Source organism: Corallococcus sp. CA053C, from assembly GCF_003611675.1.
In the GTDB taxonomy this organism is placed as follows: Bacteria; Myxococcota; Myxococcia; order Myxococcales; family Myxococcaceae; genus Corallococcus.
Genome location: NZ_RAWA01000173.1, coordinates 1 through 19,120, shown reverse-complemented (window position 1 = coordinate 19,120; position 19,120 = coordinate 1). Strand labels below are relative to the sequence as shown.

Here is a 19,120-nt window from a genome sequence, read left to right as displayed (position 1 = left end):
CCACCGCCGCCCGCCCGGGCTCCGGCCGGAGGGAAATTCCAGTGGGAGGACCGGGACGCGCCCGCTTTCATGGACCTCAACGGGGATGGGACGGACGACCTCATCGGACACGTCCGCCGCAACGCCGGCTCCACGCAGCAGGACCTGGTGGCCGCGTTCGACGGCAAGACGCTCGCGCTGCTCTGGGAGACCCTGCCCACCGAGGGCCCGGACACGTCCAGGACGACACACGTCATCGCCCAGGGCGGCCGGGTGGTGATGAGCGGGCCGCGGACGGTGACCCTGCTCGAAGCGGAGACCGGGAAGCCGCTGGGCAGCGTGCCCCTGTCGGACGCGCCGCGCGGGCTCTGCGTCCCGCCCGGCGACACCGAGTCGGTCTGGGTCGAGGTGGTGGACGAGCAGCACCTGCTCGTGAACACACGGACGGGCACCGCCCGGCCCGCGCGCAAGGCGCCCCCCCGCTGCGCGACGCCGCCGCTGAGCCCCCAGACGTGTTCGATGGGCCGGCCCGTGTCCCCCCTCACCACGTGCGAGCGCTCCAGCTACCCGCCCTCCGACATCCGCGGCTTCTCCTCCAAGTACATCTTCCGCGCGAAGGACTTCATCGTGGTGACGGGCACCCGCTGGCCGGGGACGAGCGTGCCCCTGGTGGCGGTGTTCGCGAAGGGGAACCGGAAGCCCCTGTGGCACAGCGGCGTCGCGGACACGGAGCCCACCCACCTGCGGGACACGGCTCCGGAGCTCGCAGAAGTGGACGCAGACGCCGTGTACTTCGTCTACGAGTTGGAGCAGCCCGGCGGCTTCCACCTCATCCGCCGGGACGCGCGCACCGGCGTCATGCGCTGGGACGTGCCCATTCCGCGCTCCAAGGAGGGCAGCGGCCCATCCGCCCTCTGGATCCACGCCGGCCGCATCTACGTGCCGCACTGGACCTGGCTGGACGTGTTCGAGGCGGAGACGGGCAACCTCGTCGGCACCCTCGGACGCTGGTGACGTCAGTAGACGGCGAGGAGGCGGATGCGCACGCGGGGGTTGCCCAGGTACTCCTCCAGCCGCCACCGGCTGGCCATCCCGTCCTCGTGGCTGCCCGGGCCGGCCTTGCCTGGAGCGTCCGCGCGGGCCAGCGCATCCCGCAGCTGCGACACCGCCCACGTGTCGAACTTCGCGTCACCGGAGCCTTCGAGCACCTTCAGGTCGATCAGCTTCCCGTCGCGCGCCTGCCGGACCTCCACGATGGCGGCGAGCGCGAGCACCGGCGCGGTGACGTCCATCATGGACATGTTCGACGCGCGTCCAGCCTCCACGGCCGCCTGGATCCGGTTGCCTGCTTCGATGCGGAAGTCTCTCGGCTCCGCCGCCGTCGGGCTGCCCGTGTGTCCAAACCGCGCGTGGGCCTCGGCCTGTTCGCGCTGGATGCGTGAGAGCACCGCCTTCGCATCGGGCGAAGGCGGATCCACGAGCTGCGCCTCGAAGCCCTTTCGCAGCTTCACGAAGTAGGGATCGACGGCCCCACCCGACGCCCGCGCCGTCGCGACCGCGTCCCGGGCCCAGCCATCCACCCGCTGCCTCGCCTCTTCCGCCTGACGGGCCGCCAACGCCTTCGGATCCGGCGCCTCACCGGGGACGTTGCGCAGGGTCCGCCCCGTCGAAGGGGGACCGCGCAGCAGCCCACCGCCCAGCAACCCCCGGGGAGCGAGGTCGAGGCCGGGGGTCGGTGCGGTGGCGAGCGGGACGTCCGGCGCGGACGGTGACGCCTCCTCGGCCAGCGCCGGCTCTTCCGGCCGCGGCCCGGGCGCCTGCTCCACGGGTGCTGTCGGCGAGGAAGGGCGCGGATGCTCCGCCCGCCTGGAGGGCTTCACCGGCGTGGGGGGCGTCCGCGGTTCGGGGGCCGCAGGCGTGGGCGCGGGCCGCGCATCGCGGGTCACGATCTCCATCTCGATGGCCCGCGGCGCCGGGCGCGTGCGGGCGGCGGGAGGGCTCCGCGCCAACAAGGCGAACAGCGCCGCGTGCAGCAGCGCTGAGACCACGAGCAGGAGGACGAGCTGGGAACGGCGCGACACGAAGGACAGCTTGCGCTTCCCGGTCCCAACAGTGAAGCGACCCGGAGCGCCAGCCCTCTTGTCCGGTCCCTGCTACGGCGGCGCGGGCGTCTTGAACTCCGGGATGAGCTGCCCCGTGAGGCGGATGCTCTTCATGACCTTCTCGTGCGTCAGTGCGCCCACCTGATGGAAGGACATGAGCGCGTCGATGCCCAGCGCCTCGTAGCGCTTCAGCCCCTTGCGCACCTGGTCCTGGGTCCCGACGATGAGCGAGTCCTGTCCGCTCAGGACCTCCCAGACCTGTTCGTCCGGCACGTTCTCCCCGCCCATGATGCGTCCGAGGATGCGCTGCGCCTGGGACGGCAGCGCGTTCGGATCCTTCTTGCGCAGGTACTGGCCCGTCAGCCCGCCGCCCGCGGGGTCCTTCGCCAGCGCCTCCAGCTCCGCGGCCGTCTTGACGAAGGCGTCCTTCGCCTCGAAGAAGGTGAAGGAGCCGCTCGTGTACCAGGCCGCGGCCTTCGCGGCGCCGTTCTCCATCGCCTCGCGCTCGCTGTCCGCGCAGTGGACGAAGGTGAAGAAGGCGACCTGGTCGTTGACGAACTGACCCACCGGCTCGCAGCGGGTCCGCAGCGCCTCGCGGTAGATGTGGATCATCTCCGCGACCTCCTCGGGAGAAGCCCAGAGCGTCACCCCGAGCGCGCCCACGCCGTTGCGCCCCGCCTGTTCGAAGGACGCCGGACTGGAGCACGCCTGCCACAGGGGCGGGTGCGGCTTGCGGTAGGGCTTCGGGATGACGCTGACGTTCTTGAGCTGGATGTCCTTGCTGTCCCAGGAGACGGAGTCCTGGGTCCACAGCTTCGGAAGCAGCTCGAAGGCCTGCTGCATCTGCCCGCGCGTGGAGTCCGCCTCGATGTTGAAGGTGCGCCACTCCGGGATGGTGCTGCGCGCGAGTCCCAACTGGAAGCGGCCCCCGCTCAGGTGGTCGATGAAGGCCGAGCGCTCCGCGATGCGGATGGGGTGGTTGAAGCGCGTCGGCGCCAGCACGGACGAGTGGCCGACGTGGAGGTTCTTCGTGCTCGTCGCGATCGCCGTGAGCATGATCTCCGGCGCCGAGCTGTAGCTGAACTCCACCGCGGCGTGGTGCTCCACCTGCCACCAGACGCCGTAACCCAGTGTGTCCGCCAGCCGCGCCTGCTCCAGCGTCTCTTGAATCAGCCGGTGCTCATGGTCCGGACCGGTCCAGTGTTCCTTCGGGTGCTGCATCTCCGAGAAGATATCGAGTCGCATGTGTCGCCCCCTTTTTTCCCAGCTTAAACTGTTTTCACACAGAAAATGGGATGGAGCGGCATGCGCATGAATCAGCAGGAGAGGAAGAGGCTGCGCGGCGGACGGTGGCTGGGGCTCGCGGGGCTGGCCCTGGCGCTCACGGGCTGCGGCGTGGAGCGAGGTGACGAGGCCGAAGCTCCGGGCACACAGCAGCAGGGGCTCACGACCCTGACGGCCACGGAGGACGCGTATGTCCATGAGACGAACGCTGCGTCCAACTACGGTTCGAGCGCCTCGCTGTTCGTGAAGAACGACCCGGGCGCGAGCCGCTACGCCTATCTGAAGTTCACGCTCACGGGCATCAGCGGCGTCACCAGCGCGAAGCTGCGTGTCCACGGGAGCGCGTCGGCGGCCACGACACTGCAGGCCTTCCAGACGTCGGATGGCTGGACGGAGGGCGCCCTCACCTGGAGCAACAAGCCCGCGCCAGGCAGCCTCGTGGGAGGCGTCGCGCTCACCACGGCGGATCAGGACTACGAGATCGACGTCACGTCCTACGTGAACGCGCAGGCGGCGGGCGACGGCACGGTGTCCTTCGTGTTGCAGGAGGTCGTCGGCAAATACACCACGCTGGTGAGCAGCGAGGGCAGCGCGAACCCGCCGCGCCTGGACGTCACCCCGAGCGGCGGAGGCACCGGAGACACCCAGGCGCCCTCGGTGCCCGCGAACGTGACGGCCACCGCCGTCTCCAGCAGCCAGGTCAACCTGGGCTGGAGCGCGGCCTCCGACAACGTGGGCGTCACCGGCTATGCGCTGTACCGCGACAACGTGTTCCTGAAGAACGTCAGCGGCACTTCCACAAGCGACACCGGCCTCGCCGCTTCAACGACCTACAGCTATTCCGTCCGGGCGCAGGACGCGGCGGGCAACAGCTCCGGCATCAGCGCCACCGTCACCGCGACGACTCCCAGCGGAGGAGGTACGTCGTCCTGCACGAATGCCCTGGCGTCGACGGCCAGCATCCAGACGGCCCTGAAGAACGCGGTGCCGGGCGCGGTCCTCCTGCTCGCGCCGGGCACGTACACGGGCAACCGGAGCACCAGCGGCGACCCCGGCGGTCAGGGCCTCTTCTATTCGGGAAAGAGCGGCACGGCCACGAGCCCCATCATCCTGAAGAGCTGTGACCCCGCGAACCCCGCCACCCTCACCGGCACCGCGGTCAAGGATGGCTCCTACGGCCTGCACCTGACGGGGGATTACTGGCAGGTGCGCGACCTGCGCGTCACCAACGCGCAGAAGGGCATCATCGTCGACAATGGCAATCACAACCTCCTCTACGGAGTGGAGGTCCACACCGTGGGCGACGAGGCCGTCCACTTCCGGGATGGCAGCTCCTACAACACGCTCGAGGCGTCGAGGATCCACGACACGGGGAAGTATCAACCCCAGTACGGCGAAGGGGCCTACGTCGGCTCCGACAGCAGCAACCCTTACGAGCATGTCGTCATCGGCAATGTCATCCGTACCACGGAGTTCGCCGGCGGCATCACCGCGGAGCACATCGACATCAAGGAAGGCGCGGACGGGACGCTCGTGGAGGGCTGCACCTTCAACGGCGCGGGCATCTCCGGCGACAACAGCGCGGACAGCTTCGTGGACGTGAAGGGCGTCAACACCGTCGTGCGCAACAACCGGGGCTTCCGCCAGGGCAACCCCCAGGTGCTGGATGCCTTCCAGGTCCGCACCCACGGCACCGGCTACGCGACGGGTGAGAACAACGCCTTCTCCGGCAACGTCGTCGACCTGGACGACTCCCCGGGCTACGTCGTCTACGCCACCAGCGCGGCGACGGGCACCACCGCGCATGACGATGTCCGCACGGGCGGTGGCAACCTGTACAACGGCAACGTGAACCCATAATGCCGTCAGCGGCCCGGCCTATCGCCTATCCATGAGGCCGGGCTGCCTCACGGCGGGAGTCCCGCTCCACCTGCTTGAGCAGCTCCAGGAGCGCGTGCAGGTGCGGCTCCTGCACGGGTTCGAGCAGCTGGACGGTGTGGCGGCGCCCTCCCTCCTCGATGGTGAGCGTGTAGCGGGTCTGATCCGCCGCGCCCTTCGAGGCAGTCCCCACCACGGCGGGCTGGTTGAAGAACGCCGCCGCCTGCACGCTCCGGGTGAGGGCCTCCGCCTGCGCGGGGGGCAGGTCCCGCAGGTCGAACGTGCGGGGCCTGCTGAGGCCGGGAAGGAAGGCGAGCCCTCCCTCCCGCTTGAGCTCGATGCGCATCACACGCTCCACCGGGCACCGTGAGGGCGCCCCCTGTTGGTTCAGGCGCTCGGCCTGCCCGACGGCTGCACCGCCGGGACCTTCAGCGTCGGGACTCGGGCCACGGAGATCTTCTCGCGGGTGACCTTGATGCCCACCTCGCCCCAGGAATCGACGACGGCGGCCTCTTCCGTCCCGCCCTCGCCGTAGAGCCGGGAGGCGCACTGCGACGTGATGCGCGCGAACCGGGCGAAGCCGCAGTCGGGACGCAGCCGCATGTCGCGCAGCGCCTCGTACCAGATGCGGCCGACCTTCTCCCACGCGTAGCCCCCGACCTTGAGGGCCGCCAGGCAGAAGGCCCGGTTGGGGATGCTGGAGTTGATGTGCACCCCGCCGTTGTCCTCCCACGTCTTGACGAAGTCGCGCATGTGCGCGGGCTGCGGGTCCTTGCCCAGCACCGGGTCGTCGTAGGCCGTGCCCGGGTCCTTCATGGAGCGCAGCGCCTTGCCCTGGACGCCGTCCGCCAGGAGCCCCGCTCCGATGAGCCAGTCGGCCTGGTCCGCCGTCTGGTTGAGGAACTTCTGTTTCACGAGCGAGCCGAAGATGTCGGAGATGGACTCGTTGAGCGCTCCCGCCTGGCGGAAGTACATCAGCGGGCCCTCGTCCTCCGTCATCCCGTGCGAGAGCTCGTGCCCGATGATGTCCATGGCGATGGTGAAGCGGTTGAAGATTTCGCCGTCCCCATCCCCGAACACCATCCGCTGCCCGTCCCAGAAGGCGTTGTCGTAGTTCATGCCGTAGTGGACGTGGGCGTTGAGCGGCAGGCCGCTGTCGTCGAGCGAGTCGCGCCCGAAGACCTCCCAGAAGAAGTCATAGGTGGCGCCCAACCCCTCGTATGCCTCGTCGACGGCGACATCCCCCGTGGGGCCCTGGCCTTCGGACCGGGCCAGCGTGCCAGGGAAGCCCTCCTTCCCATCCATGTGGTAGATGGAGCGCTGCCGCTGCGACTCCGCCATCATCCCGCCGAGGCGGCGGGTGGGAAGCCGCTGGGCACCCACGGCCGAGGAGAGCCGCAGGGCCCGGAACGTGTTGTCCACGGCCATCGTCCGCAGCGCCGCGGCGCGCTGGGCGGAGGAGCCGTTCTGGGCAATCGTCCGGACGACGTAGGGTGGCAGGATGCAATAGAGGGAATGGCGATGCCATCCCGGGTGGATCAGCTTCATGACTGACTTCTCCAGTGAAGGTGTTCCCTAAGCTAGGGACACCGTCACGGGCGCAGGTGCCAGCAAGCCGACTACCGGCCGAGTCGTGCCGCCAGCTCCAGCCGGGCGGCCACCGCCAGCGCATCCGCGCGGTTGTTCTCCACGTCATCCGAGTGGCCGCGCACCCAATGCCAGGACACCTGATGGGCGCGGACGGCCTCCAGCAGCTCGCGCCAGAGGTCCGCGTTGGACACGGCCTTCTTGTCGGACGTGCGCCAGCCATTGGCCTGCCACTTGTCCAGCCACTTCGCCTCGAAGGCGTTGCACACGTACTTCGAGTCGGTGAACACCTGCACGCGGCACGGCATCTTCAGCGCCTTCAGCGCCACCAGCGCCGCGGTCAGCTCCATGCGGTTGTTGGTGGAGTCCGGCTCCGACCCCGCGAGCTCCTTGCGGTAGTCCTTCCGCTCGGGAGCAATGAGGATGGCCCCCCAGCCGCCCAGGCCAGGGTTCGGTGAGCACGCGCCGTCACAGTAGATGTGGACCAGGGGAAGCGACATCGGGCGCGCACCCTACCCCAACGCCGCTCGGCTCCGCGAGAACACGACCCCGGGTGGGAGATGTTCAATGCCGTCCATTCGCCCAGGTCCGCAGGGGGGAATCCTCCGCCAGAGCTGCTGTCGTGGTCCGCCCTCGCATCTCCGGGAGCCCCCATGACGCAGTCCAGGACGGCCGTACTCGCGCTGCTCATCACCCTCGCGCTCGCACCCGCGCGGGCCACGGCGGGCCAGAGCGCCTCCACCCGCTGGGCGGCGAGCCGGGGTGACTTCCTCACCTGGCAGCTCAGCGGCGTGGCCCGCGCGGCGGATGGCTCCCTCCAGCTGCTCCCGGGCCAGTCCTGGTCCGGCACCGACCCCTACGGGCCGGGCGGCTACTACGGCGGCACCTATTACAACGGCGGCTCCTTCTTCCAGGGCGAGGCCACGAGCCCCATCGTCTCCAGCGCGTTCGGCTTCCGTGAAGCCATCGCCTCCTGGGAGGCCACCACGCCCACGGGCACCTGGGTGGAGACGCTCGTGCGCGTGCAGGTGGGCGGCGCCTGGACGAAGTGGTTCAGCCTGGGCGTCTGGGCTTCGGAGTCCTCCACGGTGCAGCGCCACTCGGCGGACTCGCAGGCGGACACCGTGGCGAAAGTCTCCATCGACACGCTCGTCGTCTCCGCGAAGAAGAGCGCCGCCACCGCGTGGCAGGTGAAGACGCGGCTGTTCAGCGCGAATGGCGTGGCCACGCCTGGCCTGCACGCCAGCGCGCTCACCACCTCCACCTCGCCGGAGACCCGGCCCACCGTGCCCGCGGGCAATCCCTCTCGCTGGAACCAGGTGCTCGCGGTGCCGCGGTGCTCGCAGATGGTTTACCCGGACGGCGGCGAGGTCTGGTGCAGCCCCACGTCCACGGCCATGGTGCTCCAGTACTGGACGGCGGACACGCGGGGCTGCGAGGCGAACGTGCGCGCGGCCGTCGCGGGCGTCCATGACTGGTATTACGGCGGTCACGGCAACTGGCCCTTCAACACCGCGTACGCGGCGGGCCAGGGCTTCCAGGCGCACGTGGCGCGCTTCACGAGCTTCGCGCAGCTGGAGCCGTGGCTCTCCGCCGGGGTGCCCGTCATCCTCAGCGTCGCGTGGGGCAAGGGCGAGCTGACCGGCGCGCCCATCCCCTCCACGGCGGGTCACCTCATCGTGCTCGCGGGCTTCGACGCGGTGGGCAACCCCGTGGTGAACGACCCCGCGGCCGCCAGTGACACCGCCGTGCGGCGCACCTATTACCGTTCGGAGCTGGAGCCGCTGTGGCTGTCGCGCTCCGGAGGCACCGCCTACCTCGTCTACCCGCGGGACTGGCCGGTGCCCGCGCTGTAGCGGCTACTTCCGCGCGCGGCGGGGCTTGACGCTCCGCCACGCCAGCGCCGGGAGCGTGGCGCGCATCCACTCGGGCTCGAAGGGAGCCCCCGCGAGGAAGCGGCGACACGCCTCGTGGCTCGGGCCGAGCAGCACCACGTCGAACACGAGCGGGGACCAGGGCGGCAGGGTCCCCGCCTCGATGAAGCGCGCGAGGTGGAGGACGACGGGCCTCAGCAGCTCCGCCTTCCGCGCCTGGAGCGCGGCCTGTCCCTCCGCGCCCAGCTCGAGCGACATCGCCTGATACATGAAACGTCCCTCGTCGCGATGCTCGAGCACCCACTCCAGGTGGCCGTCCACGAGCGCGAGCACCGCGGCCTCCGCCCGCGTCGTCACCGTCACCCGCGCGGCGAGGTGCGTGAAGAGGCGCTCGAAGGTGCGCGTCAGCAGCGCCAGCGTGAGGCCGGAGAGCCCGTCGAACAGGTGGTAGACGCTGGAAGGACTGGCGCCCGCCGCCTTGCGGATCTCTTCGATGCCCGTGCCGAGCACGCCCCGCTCCGCGAAGCACCGCAGCGCCGCGTCCAGGAGTTCATCCCGTCGCTGGATTCCATCCCGTCGAGCCGGCCCCATGCGCGGCCCACCCTATGCCTCGCGACGTGCCGCGTCGACCGTCGCGACAGGCCCGGGCTTACATGGAATAAACTTCCATCTACAAAACAGACAGGCCACACTGCGTTTCATGGCGGACCTCATCCTCACGGGCGCTTCTCGCGGTATCGGCCACGCGCTGGCCCTCACCCTCGCCGGGCAGCACGACGAGCGACTGGTCCTCGTGGCCCGGGACGCGGCCCGCCTGGAGGCGCTGGTGGACGACATCGAGCGCAAGGGAGGCCGGGCGCTCGCGGTGCCGGGAGACCTCTCCTCGCTCTCCGGGGCGCGCCAGTTGGGAGCGCGGCTGGCGGAGGTCGTCACGCCGGGCGCGACGCTCATCCACAACGCGGGGCTGTGGCCGTCGAAGCGGGTGCTCAACGCGGAGGGCTGGGAGACGGCCTTCGTCGTCAACCACCTCGCGCCGCTGGGGATGCAGCGCGCGCTGCTGGACGCCGGGCACCTGCGCCGCATCATGGTGGTGAGCGCCGGCCTGCTGATGAAGGGCCGCTTCGACGCCGCGCGCACGCCCACCGGCGAGGACTTCTCGGGCATCCGCACCTACTGCGACACCAAGCTCTGCTTCGCGCTCGCCATGCGTGACGTCGCCCGCGCGCACCCGGAGCTGGACGTCGTCGTGCTCCACCCCGGCGTGGTGCGCACGGACCTGGGCGCGCGCCCGGGCCCGGTGGGCTGGCTCCTGTCCCTGGTGAAGCACACCTGGGAGACGCCCCAGGTCTGCGCGGCCCGGCTGGCGCGCATCCTCGCCCGGGAGCGCTGGTCACCGCCCGGCGAGGCCCGCTGGCTCGTCGAGGAGACCGAACACCCGTGGCCTCCCGCCGCCGAGGACGAGGCCACGCGGCGCGCGCTGCGCGACACCACCGAACGCCTGCTCACGGCCGGGTGACGCGAGATTGCCCTCGGGCCACGAACGGTGGAAGCCTCGCGTGCCCCCCGCTTCCAGAAAGGCAGACGCGATGCGAGAGAAGAACCTGGAGTACACGCTGGATTGGATTGCCATCCAGGAGCTGGTGGCCGAGTACGGGCAGGCCATCGACCATGGCAAGGACACGGGCGACTGGAGCCGCTGGGAGCGCGTGTTCGCGCCGGAGGTGACGTCGGACTACTCGCGCTTCATGGGCGTGCCGCCCACCACGCAGCCGCGCGCGGTGCTGGCGAAGTTCGGGGACACGGCGCTGGAGTGCTTCACGCGGGTGCAGCACTCCACCGCCAACACCGTGCGCACCGAGTTCACCAGCAGCATCCACGCGACGGTGATGGCCTACGCGGAGGTGTCCCACTTCTTCAAGCTGGACGGTGTGCCGCAGGAGTGGACGCTGGTGGGGCGCTACACCCACGACGTGGTGAAGACGTCCGCCGAGGGCTGGCGCATCCAGAAGGTCATGTTGGATCCCATCCACCAGCGCGGGAACCTGCTGGGCCTGGAGTTCGTCCGGGGCAGGCGGCTCGGAACCCCCTGACCCACCGCGACTCACCGCGCGCTTCGGGTGGACTTGCTGGCGCGTCCCCGCCGGGGGCGCGCGGGCGCCTTCGCGAGCCGCGCCGTCTGCGCGCCGATGGTCTCCGCCAGGAAGTCCACCACCGCGCGCACCCGGGCGTTGTTGGCCAGGTCCTCGTGGAACACCAGCCACACGGTCCGCTCCAGCTCGGGCAGGACGTCGCGCAGGGGTACGAGCTCCGGGTAGAGGTGGCCGAAGGACGCCGGCAGCAGCGCCACCCCCAGGCCCTCGCGCGCGGCCTGGAGGAGCCCGAGGATGGACGTCAGCCGCACCGCGACGGTGGCGCGCGCCGCGTGCACGTCCAGCCACTTGGACTCCGGCCAGCGCCGCGAGTCCTGCGCGTATCCCACCACGGTGTGCCCCTGGAGCCCCGCGTCGAAGCGCACCGGCCCCCTGCGCGCGAGGTACGCCTTGGACGCGAAGGGCACGATGCCGATGGCCGCCACCTTCCGGGCCCGGAGGGAGGGCTCCTGGGGACGGATGAGCCGGATGGCCACGTCCGCTTCGCGGCGCACGAGCGACAGGGCCTCGTAGCCGGAGAGCAGGTGGAGTTCGATCTCCGGGTGCCGCTCCCGGAAGCCGGCCAGCCACGGCAGCACGTTGTAGACGAGGAAGGAGTCCGTCGCGGTGACCGTCACCGGTCCGGAGGGGCGCAGGTCCTCGCCGCTGGCCAGCCGCTCCACCCGCAGGGCCTCCGCCTCCACCGCCTCCGCGGCTGGGAGGATGCGCAAGGCCACGGCCGTGGGACGGAAGCCCGCGGGCGTCCGGTCGAAGAGGCGGGCGCCCAGCTCACGCTCCAGCACCGTCAGGCGCCGGCCCACGGTGGTCTGGTCGACCTTCAACTGACGGGCGGCCGCGGAGAGGCTCCCGCCCCTCGCGATGGCCAGGAAGTGCTGCAGGTCGCTCCACTGGGGCATGGTCTGCATTCTCGCAGAGGTGCTCTGCACGAACGGGCATTTTCGCAGACCCTTCCTGCCGTCATCCTCCGGGGCGTCTCTTCCACCCAGGAGTCCCCACCGTGAAGACCTTCGCCAGGCTCACCGCCGCCCTCGTCGTCGTCTCCGCCTTCTCGCTCGCCGCCGCCAAGGGCAAGGCGGAGGCCGCCGCGTACCAGCAGACCGCATATGACAAGCTCACCTGGACGGAGATGATGCCGGGCGGGCCGGCGGTGCACGTCCTCTGGGGCGACATGAAGAAGGGCCCGTACGCGCTGCTGATGAAGTTCCCCGCGGGGTTCGACTCGGGACCGCACACCCACTCCGCCGACTACCACGGGGTGCTGGTGAAGGGCCGGATGACGAACTCCTCCGAAGGCATTGCCCCGTCAGGCCCGGTCGAGGCTGGGAGCACCTGGGACCAGCCCGGCAAGACGGTGCACGCGAACAAGTGCGCGCCGGAGTCCGAGTGCGTGATGTTGATCGCCCAGGACAAGGCGTTCGACTTCGCTCCGGCGAAGGCGAAGTGACGGGTCAGCGGGAATCGCGGCGCTTCTGCTGACGTGCGAACTCCGCACGGAGCGCCCCTCCGGCGCAGGAGAGGCCGCGCACCTGCGCCCGGATCCGGACTAACCGCAGGTCCCGCAGTCGGAGGAACAACTGCTGTAGACAGAGCCCACACCGCATGACTCGGTGAACTGGCAGGCGCCATCCCCGCAGCGGTAGATGTCCTGGGGACGCAGGCGGGTGGTGAGGGGCACGAAGGAGACGCCATTGACGACACACTTCTTCCAGAAGGCGCCCGTCTCATCGAGGACGCAGGCGCTGGCGCACGAGCCGACGTGATAGAGCGGAGGGCACTCCGTGCTCCCACCGGAAGCCTGGGCGGAGAGTCCGCAGGCCCGGGCGGTGCTCTCCGCCCTGCTGAGCAGGCTGTCGTGGCCAACGAAGATGCCCCCGCCGTTGAACAAGTTGCCGAAGAAGCACCCCTCCTTCTCCGAGAACAGGGTCTCCTCACGAGACGCCACGGGGATGGCGGCGCCCGCCGAATCGCGGCCCCGCACCGAGATGGAAACCGACATCCCGAACTTGTTGACGTGCGCGGCAAGGCAGGCGGAGACCACCTGCTGTTCCACCACGGTGGCGGGGCTGCCATTGGCCCAGGCCGGGGCCAGGCCCAACATGCCCGGCCAGGAATAGCCGACGCCCGTGACGGGATTGGTCCAGGTGCGCGTCCTGCCGGCAGGCAAGGCGCAGGCAATGATATACTTCATCACCATGTCCGAGTATGCCGTTGACTCGTTGGCGTTGAACCACCTGGAGAACGAGCTGGCCAGCAGCCCGTTCGTGGAGAGCCCGTTCGTGGACAGGCCGTTGGTGGACAACCCATTCGTGGACAGGCCGTTGGTGGACAACCCATTCGTGGACAGCCCATTGGTGCTGGTGGCCTTCTGAGAGAGTTCGCCCCGCTCCAGGGGCACCGGTTCGTCCAGCTCGCTTCCGACGCAGCCTCCCGCGCCCAGGAACAACCCGAAGCACATCCCAGCCACGACCCGACCCAGGAACGACGTCTGTGTTTTCATTTTAAATCCCCCCACTGACATCATCTGACTGAGGCTCACTGATGCTTGGGCGCTTCGCAGGACAAGCAGTCGGAGGAGCAGCTGTCGTAGGTCTCGCCCCCGCCGCACGACTCGGTGAACTGGCAGGTGCCGTCCCCGCATTGGTAGATGTCCTGGGGACGCAGCCAGGTGGTGAGGGGCTCGTAGGTGATGCCGTTGACGACACAGCTCTTCCAGAAGCTGTGCGTCTTGTCGCGGGTGCAGACGGTGGCGCACCGCCCCACATGCTGGAGCGGCGCACACTCCACGCTCCCGCCGGGACCTTGAGCGGAGAGCCCGCAGGCCCGAGCGCTGCTCTCCGACTTCTTGAGGACCCGGTCGTTGCCGACGTAGATGCCCTCGGCGGTGAAGAGGTTCCCGAAGAAGCACGCCTCCGGCTCCAAGAAGTCCGCGGCCTCGCTGGAGGTCACGGGAATGGCGGCGCCCGTCGCATCACGGCCCCGGATCGAGATGGGAACCGCGACGCCGAACTTGTTGACGTGCGCGGCAAGGCAGGCGGAGAGCCGCTGCTGCTCCGCCACGGTGGCGGGGTTGCCCTGGGCCCAGTCGGTGGCGAGCCCCAGCACACCCGGCCAGGAGTAGCTGACGCCCGTGAGGGGATTGGTCCAGACCCGCGTCTGGCCGGCCGGCAAGGCGCAGGCAACGACATACCTCATCACCATGTCGGAGTATGCGACGGACGCATTGCCGTTGAACCAGGCCGTGAACGACAGGGCGGACAGCCCATTGGTGGACAATCCATTGGTTGACAACCCATTGGTTGACAGCCCATTCGTGGACAGGCCGTTCGTGGAGAGCCCATTGGTGGACAGACCGTTGGCCGCGGTGGCGTCCTGCGAGAGCCCGCCGCGCTCCAGCGGAGTCGGGTCGTCCAGCTCGCTTCCGACGCAGCCGCCCGCGCCCAGGAGCAGCCCGAGGCACATGCCCGCGACGACCCGCCCCATGCACAACGTCTGTGTTTTCATTTGAGCTCCCCCCGCCAGACAACACCGAAGCCTAACGAGCATGGCTTCCGTAAACCTCTACCCTGGCGTGAGGGGTTGAACCGACCTGGACAGGTTCCTCCTGCCAGATAAACCTACCCGTCAATACGTTTTTTGAGCGCTTTCTCAGGAACCGAGGCCAGGGGTGTTCTCCCGGGTTTGAAGTCACCCCTCCCCTGGAGAACAAGCCCTGCGGAAGGCTTCCCCGTCAGCGGGTGATGCCCACGACGAGGGTGGCGAAGTAGCCGTCGGAGGTGTTGCCCGTCACGGACGCGAGCTGCGAGGACACGCCGTCGCGGAAGACGTTGTCGCTCGAAAGACTGATCTGCCCCAGGTTGCGGACGCTCTGGGAGTAGCCCGTGGTGGCGAAGACCTCGTCGCAGACGTCTTCCGGCAGGGCGAGCTGGGACGTGGCCAGCTTGTTGCCGGAGGAGGTGGCCGCGCCGAGCGAGGGATAGACCTCGAAGTGGATGTGCGGCCAGCGCCCGCTGTAGCAGGCGGGGAAGATGCTGGTGAACGTCACCCGCCCCTCGCTGTCCGTCTCCTGCACCCCGCGCAGGTAGTTCTCCTGGGTGACGCCGGACGAATACATGGAGTACAGGCCCGCGCGGTCGCAGTGCCACAGGTAGATGGCATGGCCCGCCAGCGGGGTACACCCGTCGCTGCTGTCAACCAGGGTGAGGGTGACGGTCAACGGGACGCCCTCCGCGACGCCGCTCGCGCCCGCGATGCTGGAGCGGAGGTCGCTCCGGACGATGCCCGACAGCACCAGGGCGTTGGCCCCGTTGGAGCCGTCACCGGGATAGGGGCCTGCCGTCTCCTGTGGGATTTGTGAACACTCCGAAGCGTCACCGCCGCCGGTGTCCTCACCGCCGCAGCCGACGAGTGGGATGAGGGAGGTGAACGCCATCCACCGCAGCAGCTGTCTGCGGTCCGTGCGCGTCGCCAGCAAGCGGAGGTCCTGCTGGAGTCCCTGGTGATGCGTCTGTTCGTCGTCAACCATGTGGCAGCCCCCTGACCGAGTGTGTCCACCACGATAGGCAGAAGGTCTTAAGCAGTTCCTAAGGCGCCCCGGTGTCGCGTTCTTCCAATCCGCGGGCGGGGAAACGGCATATCCGTGGGCCTCCTGAAGCCCACAGAGGAACGACCATGACGAAACGTGCGAGTGGCCCCTTCGACGTCAAGCTCACCCCCATGGCCCCGGAGGCCGGCGCGGTGGAGGCGGCTCCGGGCCGGATGGCGCTCGACAAGCGCTATCACGGCGACCTGGAGGCCACGAGCCAGGGGCAGATGCTCGCGGTGCGCACGCCCGTGGAGGGCTCCGCGGGCTACGTCGCGCTGGAGCGCGTCAGCGGCACCCTGCAAGGCCGGAGCGGCACCTTCGCGCTCCAGCACTCGGGGACGATGACGCGAGGCGCGCCGCGACTCTCCGTGACCGTCGTGCCGGACTCCGGAACGGGGGAGCTCACGGGGCTCACCGGCTCGATGAACATCGTCATCGAGGCCGGCGGCAAGCACACCTACGACTTCCAGTACACGCTCCCTGACGCTCCCTGATGCTACGGGGGTGAGGCGTAGACGAGGAGCAGCGGCTGCCCGCTCTGGTTGAACGGGTTGAAGCTGCCCACGGGGGCGACCCAGCCACAGCCGCCGTAGCCCGACAGGCTGACCACCTGGTTCGCCTGGCTGTAGCCGAAGGACGACCCTCCCGTGGAGACGCCGCCGATGCTGAACTGACCCGAGGCCACCGCGAACGGGGTGCCCCGGAGGTCGACGTTGCCCACGCCCCACGTGGAGCATCCCATCGCCGCGGCATACGGCATGGAGGTCACCGCCTCCTTGCCGACGTGATTGAGCGCCCCGGTGGAGGTGGAGAACGTCTGATCCGCCGTGTTCACCTGGAGCGTCACGGGGTGCAGGCGCAGGCGCGTGTACACGGTGCGCACGCTGGTGCCCGGGGAGTTCCCGCCCGCGGTGTATTGCGAGTCATTGGAGCCGGCGGTGGTCTGCGCGAGGGTGAGGTATTCGGAGGGCGTGCCGGCCATGTTCCGGCAATACGCCACCCACGGCTTGAGGCCATCCCGATTGACATACAGCGTGTAGTCACCGTCAGGACTGCCCGGCTGCGCGGCCTGGATGTCCTGGCAGTTCGCGGGCAGGGAGCTGGAGCGATACTGGAGCTGGAGCAGCGTGCCGTTCTGGTTGAAGGGGTTGTAGCTGCCCGGGGGGCCCATCCAACCGCAGGAGCCGCCTCCCGACAGGGCGACCACCTGATCCGCCGCGCTGTAGACCGCGCTGCCCTGGGGGCTGGAGCCGCCGAGCGAGAACTGGCCCGGGGCCACGGAGAAGGGCGTCCCGCGCAGGTCGACCTGCGCCGGGGCCTGGGTGCCATTGCAGGACATGCCCACCGCGTAGGGCATGGATGTCACCTGCACCGGGCTGTGCAGCAGGGAGCCCGAGGAGGTGGAGAACGTCGGGTCCGCCGTGTTCACCCGCAGGTTCACGGGGTTGATGCGCAGCCGCGTATAGGAGGTCCGCACCGTGGTGCCGGACGAATTCCCGCCCGCGAGGTATTGAGAGGAATTGGAGCCAGCGCCGGTCTGCTCCAGGGTCAGGAACTCCTTCGGGGTGCCGGCCATGTCGTGGCACCAGGCGGTCCAGGCGAGGGAAGCCTTCCCGCCAAGGTACAGCAGGTAGGGACCATCCGGCGCGCTCGGCTGGGCCGTCCGGATGTCCTGGCAGGTCGCGGGCAGCGCCTCCAGCGACTGCGTCGCGGAAGCGATCGACGGGGCTTCGCTGCCGGCGCCACAACCGGAGGCGAACGCCGCGAGGCTCAAGAGCAATGACACAACAGGGGACGTCTTCGAAGGCTGCTGGGGATTCATGGGTGGAAGGCTCCTGGGGTTGCGGAGCCCTTCCACTTCAAGCGGGGTGCCACGACGTCCGAAGCCCCGGCAGGGCCCGAACTTCAAGGCCTTGCGGGGCAGCCGAAGTCAGCACGTCCGGGCGAACGTGCCAGTTCTGGCACGCGCGAAGGGAGCCCGCTGGAGACAGTCCTGTCACATGCGAGGATTTCCGTCGTCGCGCCTCCACGCCTGCTTCGACCCAGGCGCAAAATTAGATTTATCCATGAATTGCAATTTGTTCTGACCTTACACGAATTCGGCACCAGGTAAGGTGCACCAGCAGCGCCCGCCGAGCTACGACTTCCGCATCTCCTGAAGCCGTGCCGCGGCCGTGCGTGGGTCATCTCGGCCCGATGACTCCCCCCGAGATGGCCCACTGCGTCGCCCCGACGCAGGCACCGCGCAACGACTCTCAAACTTTACACCCCGCTCCAGAGTCGGATTCGCTCGTGCCGCATTGCGTTCGCAATCCCTGACACAAGCAGACAAGCCGCGTGCTTTGTCATTCCAGCGCTCCTCCGGTATATCCTGACAGGCGTTCGGGTTTGCCTCTGTCATTGCGAACCGCACCTCGGGGGAGTCCACCATGGAGTCACGCACGGCCGCAGCCCAGCGCCTGGCCGCGGGCAGGCCCACGTCAGCCGGCGCGGTGACGGGCGCCGTCCGCCCTCCGGGGCCCATCTACCTGGACCACCACGCGACGACGCCCTGCGATCCCCGGGTTGCCAGGGCCATGCTTCCGTACCTGGAGGAGCGGTTCGGCAATCCAGGAAGCCGGCTCCATGCCTATGGCTGGGAGGCGGAGCGCGCGGTGGACGAGGCGCGGGCCCACGTGGCGAGCCTGCTGGGCGCCGAGCCCGACGAGGTGGTCTTCACCAGCGGCGCCACGGAGAGCAACAACCTGGCCCTGCTGGGCCTCCTCCAGGCGTGCCGCCAGCCGCGCCGGCACGTGGTGACCACCGCCATCGAGCACAAGTCGGTGCTGGAGCCCGTGCGCTGGCTGGAGCGGCAGGGCTGTGAGGTGACGGTGCTGCGCGTCCCTCCGGATGGGCGCGTCCTCGCCGAGCACGTACGGGCCGCGCTGCGGCCGCACACCGTCCTGGTCAGCGTCATGCACGCCAACAACGAGACGGGCGTCATCAACGACGTGGCGGGCATCGGGCAGGCCTGCCGGGAGCAGGGCGCCCTGTTCCATACGGATGCCGCGCAGACGTTCGGCAAGCTGCCCCTGGACGTGCGCGCGCTCGGCGTGGACCTGCTCTCCCTGTCGGGCCACAAGGTCTACGCGCCCAAGGGAATTGGCGCGTTGTACGTGGGCCCCCGCGCAGCACACGGACGGCTGGCGCCGCTGCTGCTCGGCGGAGGCCAGGAGGGTGGACTGCGCGCGGGGACGCTCCCCGTGCACCAGCTCGCCGCGCTCGGCCGCGCGTGTGAGATCGCGGCAGAGGAGATGCACGCGGAGGGTGCGCGCCTGCTGCGGCTGCGCACCCGGCTGCTCACGTCCCTGCGCGAGCAGCTGGCCGGCGGCCTCCACGTCAACGGCGACCTGGACCACCGGCTGGCCGGCAACCTCCATGTGAGCTTCGAGGACGTGGACGGAGAGGTGCTCATCGAGCGGCTCCAACACCACGTGGCCTTCTCCACCGGCTCGGCGTGCATGTCCACCAGCCTCCATCCCAGCCACGTGCTGCTCGCGATGGGCGTGTCCGAGGACCTGGCCAACACGAGCCTGCGCCTGGGCCTGGGGCGCTTCACCACCGAGGAGCAGGTGGACGCGGCCGCCGAGCACATCGTCCGGGCCGTCACCGGGGCCCGCATCCCCTCCCCCTGCATCCCACCGC

The 19,120-nt window shown here is 69.5% G+C and carries 19 protein-coding genes; 8 read left to right on the top strand and 11 right to left on the bottom strand.

The features are described 5' to 3' along the window. Positions 1–993 (top strand): PQQ-binding-like beta-propeller repeat protein (locus tag D7V97_RS22405; protein WP_120612695.1); only part of this gene is annotated, 993 nt, incomplete at its 5' end. A gap of 2 nt (positions 994–995) precedes the next feature. Here D7V97_RS22405 and D7V97_RS22400 read toward each other — a convergent pair. After that, positions 996–2,060, bottom strand: coding sequence for a ferrichrome ABC transporter substrate-binding protein (locus D7V97_RS22400; RefSeq protein ID WP_199728898.1), 1,065 nt, complete (start codon positions 2,058–2,060; stop codon positions 996–998). Between the two features lie 72 nt (positions 2,061–2,132). Then, positions 2,133–3,326, bottom strand: coding sequence for an LLM class flavin-dependent oxidoreductase (locus D7V97_RS22395; protein ID WP_120612691.1), 1,194 nt, complete (start codon positions 3,324–3,326; stop codon positions 2,133–2,135). A gap of 66 nt (positions 3,327–3,392) precedes the next feature. Between D7V97_RS22395 and D7V97_RS22390 the strand changes: the two genes are divergently transcribed. After that, positions 3,393–5,225: a DNRLRE domain-containing protein gene (locus D7V97_RS22390; protein ID WP_233583086.1), complete on the top strand. Its 1,833-nt coding sequence runs from the start codon at positions 3,393–3,395 to the stop codon at positions 5,223–5,225. 25 nt (positions 5,226–5,250) lie between these two features. Here D7V97_RS22390 and D7V97_RS22385 read toward each other — a convergent pair whose 3' ends face one another. The 3 genes from D7V97_RS22385 to rnhA all read right to left on the bottom strand — a co-directional run bounded on the left by D7V97_RS22385 (position 5,251) and on the right by rnhA (position 7,330). Further along, on the bottom strand, positions 5,251–5,589 hold the full coding sequence (locus D7V97_RS22385; RefSeq protein WP_120612690.1) for a protealysin inhibitor emfourin: 339 nt from the start codon (positions 5,587–5,589) through the stop codon (positions 5,251–5,253). 41 nt (positions 5,590–5,630) lie between these two features. Further along, complete coding sequence (locus D7V97_RS22380) at positions 5,631–6,791, bottom strand: M4 family metallopeptidase (RefSeq protein ID WP_120612689.1); 1,161 nt, start codon at positions 6,789–6,791, stop codon at positions 5,631–5,633. A 71-nt stretch (positions 6,792–6,862) separates the two neighbouring features. Next, positions 6,863–7,330 carry a ribonuclease HI gene (gene rnhA, locus D7V97_RS22375; protein ID WP_120612688.1) on the bottom strand — a complete coding sequence of 156 codons (468 nt, stop codon included), beginning with the start codon at positions 7,328–7,330 and terminating at the stop codon, positions 6,863–6,865. Positions 7,331–7,483: 153 nt separating this feature from the next. Here rnhA and D7V97_RS22370 point away from each other — a divergent pair, with 153 nt between their 5' ends. Further along, a complete protein-coding gene (locus D7V97_RS22370; protein WP_158623431.1) occupies positions 7,484–8,686 on the top strand; it encodes a peptidase C39 family protein in 1,203 nt (400 codons plus the stop codon). A 3-nt stretch (positions 8,687–8,689) separates the two neighbouring features. Here the strand turns inward: D7V97_RS22370 and D7V97_RS22365 are convergent, their stop codons facing one another. Continuing rightward, complete coding sequence (locus tag D7V97_RS22365) at positions 8,690–9,295, bottom strand: TetR/AcrR family transcriptional regulator (protein ID WP_120612686.1); 606 nt, start codon at positions 9,293–9,295, stop codon at positions 8,690–8,692. Positions 9,296–9,404: 109 nt separating this feature from the next. Here D7V97_RS22365 and D7V97_RS22360 point away from each other — a divergent pair, with 109 nt between their 5' ends. Together D7V97_RS22360 and D7V97_RS22355 are read left to right on the top strand one after the other, a co-directional pair. Next, positions 9,405–10,220 (top strand): SDR family NAD(P)-dependent oxidoreductase, encoded by an 816-nt coding sequence (locus D7V97_RS22360; RefSeq protein WP_120612685.1) that lies wholly within the window; start codon positions 9,405–9,407, stop codon positions 10,218–10,220. 70 nt (positions 10,221–10,290) lie between these two features. Further along, on the top strand, positions 10,291–10,794 hold the full coding sequence (locus tag D7V97_RS22355; protein ID WP_120612684.1) for a nuclear transport factor 2 family protein: 504 nt from the start codon (positions 10,291–10,293) through the stop codon (positions 10,792–10,794). An 11-nt stretch (positions 10,795–10,805) separates the two neighbouring features. Here the strand turns inward: D7V97_RS22355 and D7V97_RS22350 are convergent, their stop codons facing one another. After that, positions 10,806–11,750: a LysR family transcriptional regulator gene (locus D7V97_RS22350; protein WP_158623430.1), complete on the bottom strand. Its 945-nt coding sequence runs from the start codon at positions 11,748–11,750 to the stop codon at positions 10,806–10,808. 101 nt (positions 11,751–11,851) lie between these two features. Between D7V97_RS22350 and D7V97_RS22345 the strand changes: the two genes are divergently transcribed. After that, the gene (locus D7V97_RS22345) at positions 11,852–12,298 is read left to right on the top strand and encodes a DUF4437 domain-containing protein (RefSeq protein WP_120612682.1); all 447 of its coding nucleotides are present in this window, start codon (positions 11,852–11,854) and stop codon (positions 12,296–12,298) included. A gap of 99 nt (positions 12,299–12,397) precedes the next feature. Here the strand turns inward: D7V97_RS22345 and D7V97_RS22340 are convergent, their stop codons facing one another. From D7V97_RS22340 to D7V97_RS22330, 3 genes are all read right to left on the bottom strand, one after another. Beyond that, complete coding sequence (locus D7V97_RS22340) at positions 12,398–13,351, bottom strand: hypothetical protein (RefSeq protein WP_233583085.1); 954 nt, start codon at positions 13,349–13,351, stop codon at positions 12,398–12,400. 35 nt (positions 13,352–13,386) lie between these two features. Continuing rightward, positions 13,387–14,355 (bottom strand): hypothetical protein, encoded by a 969-nt coding sequence (locus tag D7V97_RS22335; protein ID WP_120612681.1) that lies wholly within the window; start codon positions 14,353–14,355, stop codon positions 13,387–13,389. A gap of 226 nt (positions 14,356–14,581) precedes the next feature. Further along, positions 14,582–15,376, bottom strand: a complete 795-nt coding sequence (locus D7V97_RS22330) for an intradiol ring-cleavage dioxygenase (RefSeq protein WP_120612680.1) — start codon at positions 15,374–15,376, stop codon at positions 14,582–14,584. A 146-nt stretch (positions 15,377–15,522) separates the two neighbouring features. Here D7V97_RS22330 and D7V97_RS22325 point away from each other — a divergent pair, with 146 nt between their 5' ends. Beyond that, positions 15,523–15,930: a DUF3224 domain-containing protein gene (locus D7V97_RS22325; protein WP_120612679.1), complete on the top strand. Its 408-nt coding sequence runs from the start codon at positions 15,523–15,525 to the stop codon at positions 15,928–15,930. Positions 15,931–15,932: 2 nt separating this feature from the next. Here D7V97_RS22325 and D7V97_RS22320 read toward each other — a convergent pair whose 3' ends face one another. Continuing rightward, positions 15,933–17,258 (bottom strand): GON domain-containing protein, encoded by a 1,326-nt coding sequence (locus D7V97_RS22320; RefSeq protein WP_120612678.1) that lies wholly within the window; start codon positions 17,256–17,258, stop codon positions 15,933–15,935. Between the two features lie 607 nt (positions 17,259–17,865). Between D7V97_RS22320 and D7V97_RS22315 the strand changes: the two genes are divergently transcribed. Beyond that, on the top strand, positions 17,866–19,120 hold a 1,255-nt coding region (locus tag D7V97_RS22315), incomplete at its 3' end, for a cysteine desulfurase family protein (protein WP_147444921.1).